Source organism: Streptomyces fructofermentans (assembly GCF_014651055.1).
In the GTDB taxonomy this organism is placed as follows: Bacteria; Actinomycetota; Actinomycetes; order Streptomycetales; family Streptomycetaceae; genus Streptomyces; species Streptomyces fructofermentans.
This window is the reverse complement of sequence record NZ_BMWD01000006.1, coordinates 121988-135399: the sequence shown is the minus strand read 5'-3', so window position 1 is coordinate 135399 and position 13412 is coordinate 121988. Positions and strand designations below refer to the sequence as shown.

11 protein-coding genes and 1 tRNA gene are annotated in these 13412 nt (G+C 75.0%); 3 read left to right on the top strand and 9 right to left on the bottom strand.

The genetic code is table 11. The features are described 5' to 3' along the window. Positions 1–531 precede the first annotated feature (531 nt). The 4 genes from IE265_RS10875 to IE265_RS10860 form a co-directional block, all read right to left on the bottom strand. A complete protein-coding gene (locus IE265_RS10875; protein ID WP_229916125.1) occupies positions 532–1938 on the bottom strand; it encodes a Cys-Gln thioester bond-forming surface protein in 1407 nt (468 codons plus the stop codon). Between the two features lie 287 nt (positions 1939–2225). Next, positions 2226–2804, bottom strand: a complete 579-nt coding sequence (locus IE265_RS10870; protein WP_190035245.1) for a single-stranded DNA-binding protein — start codon at positions 2802–2804, stop codon at positions 2226–2228. A 280-nt stretch (positions 2805–3084) separates the two neighbouring features. Beyond that, on the bottom strand, positions 3085–5193 hold the full coding sequence (locus IE265_RS10865; RefSeq protein WP_373302928.1) for a YfjP family GTPase: 2109 nt from the start codon (positions 5191–5193) through the stop codon (positions 3085–3087). Beyond that, positions 5190–6797, bottom strand: a complete 1608-nt coding sequence (locus tag IE265_RS10860) for a dynamin family protein (RefSeq protein ID WP_190035243.1) — start codon at positions 6795–6797, stop codon at positions 5190–5192. Before IE265_RS10860 ends, IE265_RS10865 begins: the two co-directional genes overlap by 4 nt. 311 nt (positions 6798–7108) lie before the next feature. Here IE265_RS10860 and IE265_RS10855 point away from each other — a divergent pair. The 3 genes from IE265_RS10855 (at position 7109) to IE265_RS10845 (ending at position 9859) form a co-directional block, all read left to right on the top strand. After that, positions 7109–7181, top strand: a tRNA-Arg gene (locus IE265_RS10855). Positions 7182–7829: 648 nt separating this feature from the next. Next, a complete protein-coding gene (locus tag IE265_RS10850) occupies positions 7830–9392 on the top strand; it encodes a serine/threonine-protein kinase (protein ID WP_190035242.1) in 1563 nt (520 codons plus the stop codon). Between the two features lie 197 nt (positions 9393–9589). Further along, the gene (locus tag IE265_RS10845; protein WP_190035241.1) at positions 9590–9859 is read left to right on the top strand and encodes a chaplin; all 270 of its coding nucleotides are present in this window, start codon (positions 9590–9592) and stop codon (positions 9857–9859) included. A 284-nt stretch (positions 9860–10143) separates the two neighbouring features. Here IE265_RS10845 and IE265_RS10840 read toward each other — a convergent pair whose 3' ends face one another. The 5 genes from IE265_RS10840 to IE265_RS10820 all read right to left on the bottom strand — a co-directional run bounded on the left by IE265_RS10840 (position 10144) and on the right by IE265_RS10820 (position 13255). After that, the gene (locus IE265_RS10840; protein ID WP_190035240.1) at positions 10144–11010 is read right to left on the bottom strand and encodes a tyrosinase family protein; all 867 of its coding nucleotides are present in this window, start codon (positions 11008–11010) and stop codon (positions 10144–10146) included. After that, positions 10994–11503, bottom strand: a complete 510-nt coding sequence (locus IE265_RS10835; protein WP_190035239.1) for a tyrosinase family oxidase copper chaperone — start codon at positions 11501–11503, stop codon at positions 10994–10996. Before IE265_RS10835 ends, IE265_RS10840 begins: the two co-directional genes overlap by 17 nt. A 66-nt stretch (positions 11504–11569) precedes the next feature. Beyond that, the gene (locus tag IE265_RS10830; protein WP_190035238.1) at positions 11570–12076 is read right to left on the bottom strand and encodes a hypothetical protein; all 507 of its coding nucleotides are present in this window, start codon (positions 12074–12076) and stop codon (positions 11570–11572) included. Between the two features lie 98 nt (positions 12077–12174). Beyond that, positions 12175–12756 (bottom strand): vitamin K epoxide reductase family protein, encoded by a 582-nt coding sequence (locus tag IE265_RS10825; RefSeq protein WP_190035237.1) that lies wholly within the window; start codon positions 12754–12756, stop codon positions 12175–12177. 1 nt (position 12757) lies between these two features. Then, a complete protein-coding gene (locus IE265_RS10820; protein ID WP_190035236.1) occupies positions 12758–13255 on the bottom strand; it encodes a DUF5949 family protein in 498 nt (165 codons plus the stop codon). Between the last annotated feature and the right edge of the window lie 157 nt (positions 13256–13412).

The following is a 13412-nucleotide window of genomic DNA, read 5'->3' as shown; positions in this document are numbered from 1 at the left end:
ACTCCCCCACTCCCACCAGGCGGACCGCCCGTCACTGTCAGTCGCCCGCGCTCACCTTCGGACACGACGGCCTGCCCCGGGACGCCCTCGGGGACGATCACGCGCCGACCGAACGGCACGGGCACGGGCGTCGGCGCACGCACGGGACGACATGCGGCACCCGCTCAACGACGAGCCGCGCTCCGGACGACGACCTCGGCGGACGGGTCCACCGGGCCGCGTCCGCTCGGCGAGGCCCCGGCCTTCTATTGGCGGCGGGCCCCGCCGACCCGCACTCACGGCCTTCACCGCCACTCCGCCGGGCCCGGACCAGGGCACCTGATCCGTCCCGCCGGTGCGGCGCCCCCGGAACGACCACCGGTGACCGGACCGGACCGGGACGGTGGCTCCGCCGGGCTTCCTCACGGACACGGCCCTCGGAACCGCCGGCCGCGACCCTCGGAAGCGCCGGGCGCGACCCCAGGAACCGCCGGACACGGCCCCGGTGCCGCCGGGCGGCACCGGGCGTGGTCGCCGGCGGACCGTCGCGTCTCAGTGCTGCTCGGGCGTCTGCTTCCTGCGGACCAGAACCAGTGCCGCGCCGCCCGCCACGACCAGGGCGATCGCCACACCGACGATGACCGGGGTGGCGCCGGAGGCTCCGGTCTCGGCCAGGTCGGCCGTGGTGCTGGTGATCCCGCCGGCCGTCGCGGGGCTGGGCTCGCTCAGGGTCTGGGTCGACTCTCCGCCGGCGCTGCTCTGCGTCCGGCAGTCGAGCACTCCGTGGAACCGCTTCTCGTAGCCGTTCGGACCCGTGATCGTGAAGTCGTAGGCCTGGTCCTCCTGCAACGGGATCGTGACGGTCTGCGACGCGCCCGCCTCGATGGAGTGGGTGGAGCCCATCAGCTCGAAGGTGAACGGCGCGTCGCCCTTGTTCACCGCGGTGATGTCCACGCCGCCCTCGGCGCAGTTCTTCTCGGCCGACAGCGCGGGCGCGGGACCCGTTTCGGCCCAGTTCGCCGTGGCGGTGGCGGAGACCGTCGACTCGCTGGAGCCCGCGAGGATCTGCGTCTGGCTCCGGGTCTCGGAGGCGAAGGCCCGGCCGACCGGCACCGTCGTCGAGGCCTGGACCGTGAGGGCTGCCGAGCCGTCCGCGGTGTCCTCGGGGACGTCGAAGTACAGCTCGGCGCCGTCGGTCGCGGTGGTGACCTCGTTGCCGTCCCGGTCGACGACGATCACGCCGTTGGCCGCCTCGGCCGGCGGCGTCACCGACACGCCCCGCGCGTTGGTGCGCACCGTGACGGGGCCGAGCAGCTCACCGGCGTGGCCGGAGACCGCGGGCGGGTCCAGGGTCAGCGACGCCTCGGGCTCGTCGAGGTCCCGGGCGCTGCGCTGCAGGTAGTCGGCGAGCTTCTCGGCCTCGGGGTCCACGGCGTCCACCTCGGCGCCGTCCGAGTACCGCCAGATCGCCACCTGCGTGCCGGCCGCCGCGTCCTGCTCGGTGAGCCCGCTCACGCCCGCCTTGCCGGCCAGCGCCGCGAGGTCGTTCACCTGCGGGTAGGAGTTCTGCAGGATCCAGCGGATGCGGCCCGCGTCGGGATTGCCGTTGAGCGAGGTGCCGCTCCAGGGCGTCTCCTGGTACCTGGCGTCCTTCTGTGTCGGGGTGTGGATGTCGATGCAATAGGTCTGCAGGGTCCCGCCGTTGTCGACGGACATCTCGAACAGCCCCGCGGAGACCGGCAGGTCCTGGCCGTTCTCGTGGATGACGGCGGGACCGGACGTCTTGAGCCCGCCTATCGTGGCGGTCGCGCCGCCATGCCCCTGCGGGCCCTCGTCCGCGGCGGCCGTACCCGCACCGGCGAGGGCACCGACGGCGAGGAGTCCGGACACCAGCGTCACGGCGGCGAGGCGAACGCGGCCCCGCCCCCTCGCGGGCGACGCAGAGAACGAAGAAAGCACAGGATTCCCCTTCGAGCAGGACCCGTTCACGTGGGGGGTTACGGTCCCACCAGCAGAATCAGAAGCCCCGAGAGCTATGCCCGGCATCCTAAGGACGGGGCGCACCGCTCCCCCCGGTCCTGCCATCCCCGTGAACGATCCGAATCGGAATCGTTATCGCCAAGATCCGCCGCGAGCGGGTCCTGTCGACAAATCCACAGGGACCGTTGTGAACGCAACGGCCGATAAGCCGCACTCCGGTCGGGCGCCGGACCTGTCGCCCGGTCAGGCCGTTCCGCCATCTGAACTCAGGTCGCCAGAGCGGGTTCCCGGCGCGACCGACCGCTCTCGCCCGGTCCACCACTCCCCTTCGTCGCGCGAGCCCCCGCCGCCGGCCCCGCCCCGTCCGTCGGCCCCGCCCCGCTCACGTGCCCCGACCGGCTCCCCTGCTCCCCCGGCTCCGCACGGGCCCCCGGCTCGGTCTCCCAACTGGGCTCCGGACCGGCGGGAGTCTCCGGTGCCGCCTCGCTCCTGTGGCCCCGGCGGAACGCCGACGTGCCCCGTGCCATGTCGTGCCCGATCGCCGAGGCCTCGATGTCCGCGTACGCGAACGACTGCCCGTCGCGCTGCTCGGAGCGGACCTTCAACCTCCCCCGCACGACCAGCGGATCGCCCACCGCGACGGACCCCTGGACGTTCGTCGCGAGTGTCCGCTTGGACCACACCGTGAAGAAGTTGGTGTGCCCGTCCGTCCACACGTTCTTCTCGCGGTCCCAGTACCGCTGGGTCACCGCGAGCCGGAACCTCGCCGTCGGACCCGCCACCGTCTCCCGGAACACCGGCTGCGTGGCCACGTTCCCCACTACGCACACCATGGTCTCCTTCATCCCGAACCCCTCCCTCGCCCACACGCACGGCGGTCCCGTGCCGATGCGCCGGCGCCGGCCCCTCGCCGCCGCCGGGGCGGACCCGGCCCGGTCGCCCCGACCGCCCCGTGTCCGCCGCGGTCCAGACTGCCTCCGCCCGGCCGGGCCCGCTGAGCGCTGTGGGCCACCGCCCGGTTGTGGACAACTCCGCCACCCGCAAGGGTGACCAGCGACCACGGGAACCCACGGCCCCGGTACAGGAACGCCACCCCGGGCCCGCGCCCCCAGCGGCAGCCCCGCCTCACCCCGTACCGGCACCGACCCCCATGACCCGTACGTACTGCTCACGGACCTCCCGGTAGCGGAGCAGCTCCGCCGCCACCGGATCGAGGACCCTGGCCCGGCCGCAGCCGGAAGCCGCCTCCCGCAGGCGCCGTTCCGCCTCCAGGCCGTACCTCCTCGCGGGTCCCCGCACCGCCATCCGGCACGCCCACTCGACGGCCGGACCGCCCACGATGCCGATCACCATCAGCAGGACCGGCACCCCGAGGTTCGGCGACAGGACGCCGACGATCTGCCCCAGCAGCCACAGTCCGCCGACGACCTGAAGGATCGTCATGGAGGCCTGCGCCAGCACCGCGGCGGGCCACCAGCCGGGGCGCGGCGGCCTGCCGGCCGGCGTCCCGGCCCGTACCGCCAGTTCGTCGAGCGCCTCACTGAGCCCCTGCGCGCCCCGTACGGCGGCCTCGCGCACCGCCTGCGCCCAGGCGCCGGGCAGCCCCGCGGCCGCCTCGTCGGCGACCGTGCGCACCGCCTGCTCGACGCGCTGGCGCGCCGTGGCCTCCTCGTCGGCCTGCGACCGCACGGACATCCGGCCGGTGGGAGGGTCGCACCGGTCCTGGCACCAGCGCCAGAGCCGCAGCCAGGGGGTGCCGCAGGCACGGTTGGCATGGCGGCGCCACTCCCGTTCCGCCGCCTCGCCCGCCGCCGACGCGCCGACCGCCTCCGCGAGCCGGTCGGCGAACTCGTCGCGCGCCTCCTCGGTGAGCCCGGCCTGCCGCTGGTTCGCGTACACGGGCCACAGCCGGGCGGCGGCAGCGTCCACGTCGGCGGAGATCCGGCGCGCCGCCGCGCCCCGCTCGGCCACGAAGTGGCCCAGGGCCTCGCGCAGTTCGCCGATGCCGTCGCCGGAGAGCGCGGACACCGCGAGGACGGTGGCGCCCGGCTCGCCGTACTCGCCCAGGGCGATCCCGTCCTCGTCGAGCAGCCGCCGCAGGTCGTCGAGGACCTGGTGGGCGGCCTCGCCCGGCAGCCGGTCGACCTGGTTCAGGACGACGAAGGTGACCTCCGCGTGCCCCGCCATGGGGCGCAGATAGCGCTCGTGCAGCACGGCGTCGGCGTACTTCTCCGGGTCGACGACCCAGATGACGGCGTCGACCAGCGCGAGGACGCGGTCGACCTGGGCGCGGTGCTGGACGGCCGCGGAGTCGTGGTCGGGCAGGTCGACCAGGACGAGGCCGCGCAACTGCGCCTCGGCCTCGGGGCTCTGCAGGGGCCGCCGCCGCAGCCGGCCCGGGATGCCGAGCCGGTCGATGAGGGTCGCCGCGCCGTCGCTCCAGCTGCACGCGATGGGCGCGGACGTGGTGGGCCTGCGGACGCCGGTCTCCGAGATCGCGACTCCGGCGAGCGCGTTGAAGAGCTGGGACTTGCCGCTGCCGGTGGCTCCCGCGATGGCGACGACGGTGTGCTGCCCGGAGAGCCTGCGGCGCGCCGCGGCCTCCTCCAGGATGCGTCCCGCCTCCGCGAGCGTCCTGTTGTCGAGCCGGGCGCGGGAGAGGCCCACGAGCTCCCGCAGCGCGTCCAGCCGGGACCGCAGCGGCCCGTCGTACGCGAGCGGGGTCACCACGGGCGGCCGGTCGTCCGCGGCCGTCTCCGGTACGGGCCGGACGTGGCCCTCGGCGCCCACGGCCACGCGTCGCGCGATCAGCCCGTCGTCCCAGGCGCCCCCCTCCGACTCCTCGGGGGCCTCGGGAGCCTGGGCCGCCTCAGGCCCCCCGTTCCCGCCGTCCGTCCCCCGCCCGGCGTCCGCGGCGCCTTCGCCGCCCGGCGAGTCGGCGGTGTCCGTGACACCCGCCGCGTCCGTGGTGTGCGGCGGGTCCGTCGCGGCCCCGGAGCCCGGGCGCGCCCCCGCAGCACCCCCGTCGCCGGACGCCCCCTCCTCCGGCGACGCGGCGGCGTCCCCGTCGGCCCGCACGCGCGCGTGCCCGTCGTCGCCGTCCCGCGGGTGCGCGCTGTCGCGCCCCGGCACGCGGTCGTCCTCCTCGCGCACGCGCGCGTCGTCGCGCCCGTCGTCGTCCCCGGGACGGTCGGCCTGATCCGTGTGGTCCGTGACGGCGGTCACCGCGGTCACCTCTCCTTCTGCAGTACGGACAGCGCGGCGATGAGTTCGGCCTGGGGCTCCGGATGTACGTCCAGGGCGTCGAGCGGGGCGAGCCGCCGCTCCCGTTCCGCGCGCAGTGTCTTGTCGAGGTAGTCGGTGAGGAGGCGGCCCGCCTTGTCGCGCAGCCGCAGCGCGCCCTGGGCCCCGATCCGCTCGGCGAGCCCCTCGCCCGCGGCCCGTGCGCGGCGCCCGCCGAGCAGCGCGGTGGCGACCAGCGCGGCCACCGCCTCGGCATCCGGCGCCACGCCCTTCTCCAGGCCGCGCACCTCCTCCTCGGCGTGCTCCTCGACGACCCGGCGCCAGCGCCGCACCGCGACCCCGATGCGCTGCTCGGCGCTCTCCTCCTCCGGGGCACGGTCCGTCAGCCCCGGCGCGCCCGCCGCGGGTTCGCGCCGCCAGGCGTCGTCGACGCGCTCGTCCGCGGCGCTGACGGCACACAGCAGGAGCGCGGCCAGGCTCTCGCTGAGCGCGTCGAGCAGTTCGCCGGCGGTGCAGTCGAGCGGGTAGCTGCGCCACCTCTTGAGCGCCCCGCCGGCGAGCACGGCCCCGGCCTGGAGACGGCCCCGCACGCGCGCGTACTCGCTGTCGTACGCCCCGTCGACGGCCGCCGTGAGCCGCAGCGCGGCGGCGTACTGCGCGGCCGCCGCGCCGGCCAGCTCGGGCATCCGCGTCCTCAGCGAGTCGAGCGCCCCGTGCGCCGTGCGCGCCATCGCGTGCCGGCGGGCCGCCGGGTCCTGCGCCTGCTGTACGAGCCACGCGCGCAGCGGTGCCACGGCGGTCGCCGGGAGCAGCCCTCCGCCCCACGCCGACTCGGGCAGTTCGGGCACGGTGAAGCGGGGCACCTCGCCGAGTCCCGCCTTGGTGAGCAGTGCGCCGTACTGGCGCGACACCTCCGAGAGCACCTGGTGCGGCACCCGGTCGAGCACCGTCACGAGCGTGGCGTCGTGCTCCTTGGCGGTACGCAGCAGGTGCCACGGCACCGCGTCGGCGTACCGCGCGGCCGTGGTGACCATGACCCAGATGTCGGCCGCGCAGATCAGTTCGGCGGCGAGCACCCGGTTGTCGGCCAGCAGGGAGTCGACGTCGGGGGCGTCGAGCAGGGCGAGTCCGCGCGGCAGCGTGTCGACGGTCTCGACGCGCAGGGTGCGGGGGCCCTCGTCGCCCGGCAGCAGCGATTCGTCCCCGGCGTCCTGTTGGGGCACCCACACGCGCGTGAGGTCGGGCAGGACGCGCATCCCGCTGAACCAGTGGTGGTCCTCCGGGTGGCACACGAGCACCGGGGTCCGGGTCGTGGGCCGCAGCACCCCCGCCTCGCTGACCCGCCGCCCCACGAGGGAGTTGACCAGCGTCGACTTGCCCGCCCCGGTCGAACCCCCGATCACGGCGAGCAGCGGTGCTTCGGGGTCTCTCAACCGGGGCACCAGATAGTCGTCGAGCTGCGCGAGCAGTTCGTCGCGGTTGGCACGCGCGCGTGGAGCCCCAGCCAGGGGCAGCGGAAAGCGTGCAGCGGCAACACGGTCGCGCAGGGCGGAGAGTGCGTCGAGCAGCTGAGGCCGTACGTCCAAGGTCACCACATGCGAAGAATGCCCAATTTTGGAGTCTTTCTGAAGCATATGGCCATGTCTGCGCGCCGATCGGGTACGCGAGGCGGACGGGACGACTGGGGCGCAGGCATAACGAGTGCACAACACCCGGGGCGTGAGACGCTAAAAGCGATGCACGATTCGCACCTGCCTGCGATTATCAGGACCGCTTCACTGAACCTCCACATCGAGCCACGGAGGCGAAGCACCGAGGACAGGGAGCGGGGAGCTCTATCCTTGTCCCCGGCAAGGTCACGGACCGCCCGCACCCCGGGCACCCGCACCACAGGCCACCACACCCGGCCCCCGTAGCTCAGTGGATAGAGCAGGCGCCTTCTAAGCGCTTGGCCGCAGGTTCGAGTCCTGCCGGGGGCGCTCACTCCCCGCCCTCCCTCCGGGAGGGCTTTTCGCTGTTCGGGGCGTGTCCGTCCGCCGGCACCGGCATCCGCCCGATCTCCCCCGCGCCTCCTCCTCGCCCCCTTCCGCAGCCGTCGGACCGGTCCGGCCGTACGCCGTGAAGCCCGCGGTGACGCGCGTCGCGGAGCCCGTCCGGGCCCTCCGGGAAAATGGCCGGAAGTTCCCGCCGCGGTCGGCCGCCCCGCCCGTCCGGTTGGGCCATTCGCCGGAACCGCACCGGCGTGTCGGCCATTCGACGCCATCCGTGGCGCGCCCCGTACGCCCCTGGCGCCCCACCCGCCCCATGCCGCACCCGGGTTCCGCCCCCTTACGGGCGTCGCGCGCCCGAAACGATGCGGGCACCGAAGCGTTTCGGTCTCCCGGACCGCCCCCGCCGGGCACCACGACACCCACCGCCCCGGAGCCGCGGCCCCGCCCGCAGCGCGCCCAGCGGCCCGTCGCCCGACCCCGGCCCCGACCCGCAGCCCCCGCCAGGCCCACCCCGGCCCCCGCACTCCTCCCGCTTCCCGGACTTTCGTCCCGGCCTCGTACCGACCCCGTCCCCGCCCGGTCCCCGGCCCGCCCCGCCCGCCGGTCGGAGGCGTCAACTCCTCTAATCTGTCGGCCATGAGCAGACCGGGGGACATGGTCGACGGGCGGTTCGAGCTGATCCGACCGCTCGGCAGCGGGGGCATGGGGACGGTGTGGCGGGCCCGCGACAGCGTGCTGCACCGGGAGGTCGCCCTCAAGGCCGTACGGCAGGACGCGGCGGCCTCGGAGGCCGTCCGCGAGCGGGTGCTGCGCGAGGCGCGGGCGCTCGCCCGCATCAGCCATCCGAACGTGGTGACGATCCATCACATCGTCGACGACGATCCGCATCCGTGGATCGTGATGGAGCTGGTCGACGGCATCTCGCTGCAGGACCGGCTCGCCGACGGCCCCCTGCACCCCGCGGACGCGGCCCGCCTCGGCCGCCAGGTCCTGGCCGCCCTGCGCGCCGCCGACGCGGCCGGCATCCAGCACCGGGACGTCAAGCCGGCCAACATCCTGCTGCGCCCCGACGGCCTCGCCGTGCTCACCGACTTCGGCATCGCCGCCCTGCGCGGATCGACCGCGCTGACGGCCACCGGTGAACTCATCGGCTCCCCCGAGTACATCGCTCCCGAGCGCATCCGCGGCACCGACGACGACCCCGCCTCCGACCTGTGGTCCCTCGGACTGGTCCTCTACGTCTGCGTGGAGGGCGTCAGCCCGCTGCGCCGCGCCACCACGCTGGCCACCCTGGCGGCGGTCCTCGACGAGGCCGTGCCGCCCCCGGTGCGCTCCGGTCCGCTGGCCCCCGTACTGGAAGCACTGCTCGTACGGGACCCCGCGGCCCGTCCCGACGCGGCGCGGCTGGACGCGATGCTCGCGCAGGTGGAGTCGGGCACGACCCCGGACTGGGCCCTGCCCACGGCCACGGCGCAACTGCCCCCGATCCCCACGACGACCCCGACGCACGTCCTGCGCGCGAGGCCCCCGCACGGCCCGGGCCCCGGAACCGCAGCGGGCGCCGGCGACGACCCCACCCGCATCGGCCCCGCCCCGGCGCCCCGGCGCAGGACGGCGGCGGTCGTCGTCGCCGTCGTGGCAGCCCTCGCGACGGCCGCGACGGCCCTGGTCCTGACGCTGACGAGGCCCGACGACGGCCGCAGGGCCGAGGGGAACGGGGGCGCGACGGCGGCCGCCTCGGCCACGCCGTCCCGCTCCGCGGCCAAGTCCGCGAGCCCGACGCGCAAGCGGACACCGACGTCCGCGCCGCCGAGCAGCGCGACGAAGGCCCCGGACCCGCCGCGGACGACGGCCCCGCCGCCCGCCGGACAGGGCCGCTGGATCGCCCAGCTCCACTCCGAGCCGGTCGGCTCCGGCACCGCCGCGCGGGACCGCAGGCTCGCCGCCGTCCGCGCCTCGGTACCGGAGGCCCAGGTCCTGCGCAGCGACGACTACGCGTCGCTGCGTCCGGGCTACTGGGTGATCCACGCACCCGGCCCGTTCGCGGACGGCCGTGCGGCGCTGGCCTTCTGCGCCGAGCGCGGCAGGACCACGCCCGGCACCTGCATCGGCCGCTATCTGAGCACGGCGTCGGCCGACTTCGGCCTGCAGTGCCGTCCTCCCGCCGCCGCGCCGACGGGCCGCTGCACCCGCGGGTGACAGCGTGCGCGGCCCCGCCGCCGGCCCCGGTCGGCGGGCCGCGCGGCGGCCCTGCGCCACCCGGTCCGTTCCCGTCCGGATTACCGCTGCGCGGATGATGCCCCGGCGCACGCCGTTACCCGTCGTTCCTCCTCGCGTTGAAGGGGCAGTGCGGTTCGCGCTCAGGCGGCCGTGCTCGACGATTCGAAGGAGAGAACGTGAAGTCTCGCATCGCGAAGGCAACCGGTGTCGCTCTCGGCACGGGTGCCGTTGTGCTCAGTGGTGCCGGCATGGCCATGGCGGACGCGGGCGCCGCGGGCAAGGCCGTCGGCTCGCCCGGCGTCCTGTCGGGCAACGTCATCCAGGTGCCGATCAACGTGCCGGTCAACGTCTGCGGCAACACCGTGAACGTGATCGCGCTGCTGAACCCGGCGTTCGGCAACAAGTGCGCGAACGTGGGCGACGCCCCCAAGGGTTACGGCCACTGAGCCACGCCCCACGCGACGGGCCCCCGGCGGTGCACACCGCCGGGGGCCTTCCCGTGCCCGGGCTCCCGTGCCCGGGCTCCCGTGCCCGGGCTCCTGAGTCCCGCGTCCCCCCGTCCTCACCGGCGGCCCGTCCCCCGGGGTCGGCATCCGCCTCCGGGCGTACGCCCCACCGCCGGACGTACGCGCCCCGTCGCCCCTCGGCACCTGGACACCGTCCCGGCCCCGGGCCGCCCAGGAGCCCGTACGCCCCCGAGGCGCGGGCGCGTTCGGCGCCCGCACCGGCCTCACACGTACCGGTAGATCCGGCTGACGTCCTCCGTCGCGTCCGGTGTGACGCCCCACGGCGGCATCCGCTCGTTCCGTGCCACCACCCGCCCGCGCTGCCGGTCGCCGAGCCCCGGCGGCGAGCCGGGCAGGTAGCGCGCGCCCGGGTGCCGCCGCTGCCAGCGCGTCCAGAGCAGGTCGACGAACGAGTGGTGCAGCCAGAAGACCGGGTCGTTGACCGACGCCCCGCCCAGCATGTGCCCGCCGACCCAGCGGTGGACCCGGTTGTGGTTGCGCCAGGCGTCGTTGCCCCGCCCGGTCCCCCACCCCTCCAGGCGGTTGCGGAAGCCTCTGGAGGACGTGGAGTCCCAGGGCGACACGTCGTACACGGGGTCCTCCAGCGCCCGCGCCACGTCCTGCGCGGTGGGCAGGCCGAGCGGGTCGCGGGGCCTGCCGAGGTCGCGCGTGAGGTAGTCGGCGTCCGTCATCGACTCCTTGACGGTCCACTTCCCGTTGCGGCGGGCGAAGGGCCCCGTCGTCACCTGGTGGTCGGAGCGCCGCCCGTTGCCGCCGAGCAGGTCCTCCGCCCACAGGGACGCGGCCGGCGTACGGTCCTTCGTCCAGTCCCAGTACGGCACGGAGACCCCGGAGTCCACCCTGCGCAGCGCCCGTTCCAGTTCCAGCAGGAACCGCCGGTGCCAGGGCAGGAAAGAGGGCGTCATGTGGGCCGCGCGCAGGCCGCCCTCGCCGTCCGCCACGTAGTGGTCGATGTGCAGACGGACGAACTCGTCGTACTCGCCGGTGCGTTTGATCTCCAGGAACGCTCCGACGAGCCTGCGCCGTTCGGTGCTCGTCAGCGCGCTCACGTTCTTACGCGTGTACGCCATGCCCGTGTCCCTCCCCCCGCTCCGCCTCCCCGGCGGTGGCGCGCAGTCGCTGCGTGCCAACCAGCTCGTCCACGGCCGCGCGGGCGGCGGCGAGCGGAGTCGGGTACGACTGGTAGTGGTCGATCATGGTCAGATAGCCGCCGTCGGCCCGCCGCATGAGGTGCAGCGGACGCTCGTCCACGGTGACCCGCCACTCCCCCGGGGGGGCGGGGGGACCGGCCTCCCCGGCCGCCCGTACCCCGTCGGCCGTGTCCCGCACCCCGCGGATGCGGTGGCCCCGGTACATCTCGTCGAACGCGCCGCGGGGCTCCTCCCCGGGTCCCGCACCGGGCCGTCCGAGCGCCCCGCCGGGCCCACCGGCCGCGTCCGGCGCGGGCGGCGGGCGCCGCGAGGCGGCGACCAGCGGGGCCAGGGCGGCGGACACGGCCGCGACCGCCGCCGCCGCGACCAGCCCGCCCAGGAGGTTCCGCCGCGTACCGTTCGCCGCAGCCATCCGCGCGCCTCCGTGTCCGAGCTCCTCGGCGCCGTCCGGGCGCCCCGTTCACGTGTCCGACGGGTCCTACTTGCCGGGGCCGAGGCCCAGGACCGCGCCCGGCGCCGTCTGCAGCACCGGGGTGAGGAGGCCGGCCTCCGGGAGCTTCGTGCCCGGCAGGCCGAGGCTGTCGGCGCGGGGCGCGGTCAGCGGGGCGTCCAGGGAGGCGCCGGGCGTCAGGGCGCGCAGGTCCGACGCGGGGGTGGCGGCGGACAAGTGGTCGGAGGAGCCTCCCGGCAGGTGCGGCAGCGGGGTACGCAGGTCCAGCGACGGCAGGTCGGACGTGAGGGGCAGTTGAGGGACCGTCCGGTCCGGCAGCAGCCGGCCCTCGACGTAGCGGGGACCCTCAGGGCTGCCCGGCATCAGCACCGGCACGGTGCCGCCGACGGTGGGCATCTCGACGTTCAGGGACTTCTCCACACCGTCCAGGGGCACCGCGACCGGAACCCCTTCGACCGCGACTGCGGGGGTCGCGACGGCGGCCGCCACACAGGTGACGACGGCGGCGAGGGTTCCTCGGGTGGTCGGCTTCATCTCGGGTACGGGCCTTTCGGGTTCGGGGGGCTGCGTCCGAAACGGGTAACGACCCGACGCACGGGACCAGGTCAAAATTCCCCCGGTCGGGGGAATCCTCAGCTCGTCCAGAAGTCCCACCAGCGCGTCAGTACGAGCATCCCGACCACCCCGGTGTGCAGGACCGGCGGGACCCAGGCGAACTCCTCCAGGAAGCCCTTCAGCCAACCGGGCGCCGGCAGGTACGCGTTGCGGACGGTGTACGCGGTCACGTACCAGAACAGGACGATGGTGGCGACCCAGGCGAGGCAGCACCACAGGCACAGCGAGCCGATGCTGTAGAGCGACTCGTACTGGAGCCAGGTGACGAACCCGATGCCGAACAGGGTGCCCGCGTCGAAGGCTAGCCAGTACCAGCGGGGGAAGCGGGCGCCGGCGAGCAGGCTCACGCCGACGCACACGACGACGCCGTAGGCGACGAGCCCGAGCATCGGGTTGGGGAACCCGAAGGCGGAGGCCTGCTCGCTCTTCATGATGTTGCCGCACGAGACGACCGGGTTCAGGCTGCAGCCGGGCGTGAAGTCCGGGTCCTCCAGCAGCTTGAACTTGTCCAGAGTGATCACCCAGGACGCCAGCAGCCCCGCCGCCCCCGTGATCACCAGCAGCAGGGCGAACGCGCGGCCGGCGCCCGAGGCGCGCACGTCAGCCGCGCAGGCTGCGGGCCGGGAGAAGCGCGTGCGCCGAGGCGTTGAGGGTCTCCTCGTCCCCGGCGAAGGCGGCGAGGGCCTCGGGGGAGACGGGCCTGCCCGGCGCGGCCTCGGGCCAGGGGCGGGTGGTGAACAGGAGGTAGGCGTGACCGCGCACGCCGACGGCGGCCAGCCACTCCGGCGGTACGGGGCACTGGGCGTTGAGCCGGGGCATGGTGACGACGGCCTGCTCCCCCTGGACGAGGAGGCCGACCGGGAAGCTCGGCTGCAGCGTGGCGTCCGTGACCGTGTCCCCGATGGACAGGCCGTTGGCGCGCAGGAGGTGCCCGACCGCGATCGCGGAGCCCTCGGGGCCGTTCTCGCCGTCCCCGAGGGAATAGGCGAGGAGATAGGGCATGTCGCCGTCGGGGTGTTCGCCGCTCCACGCCATGACGACGAGTGTTCCGAGGTCGGGTGCGTGGAAAGGACGGGTCTCGCTCGAGGTTGAGGTCACCGCGGAACCGTATCGACGCGTTTGAACGTGCCAGCCCTCTTTCTCACCCGCCCGGGGGATTTACGGCGGGCTCTCCACACGAAAGAGGGATCGTGTCGAACGGCCGGAATGAAAAATCGGCGCGACCGGAAAGGGAACGGGCAAGCGGGTGACAGCA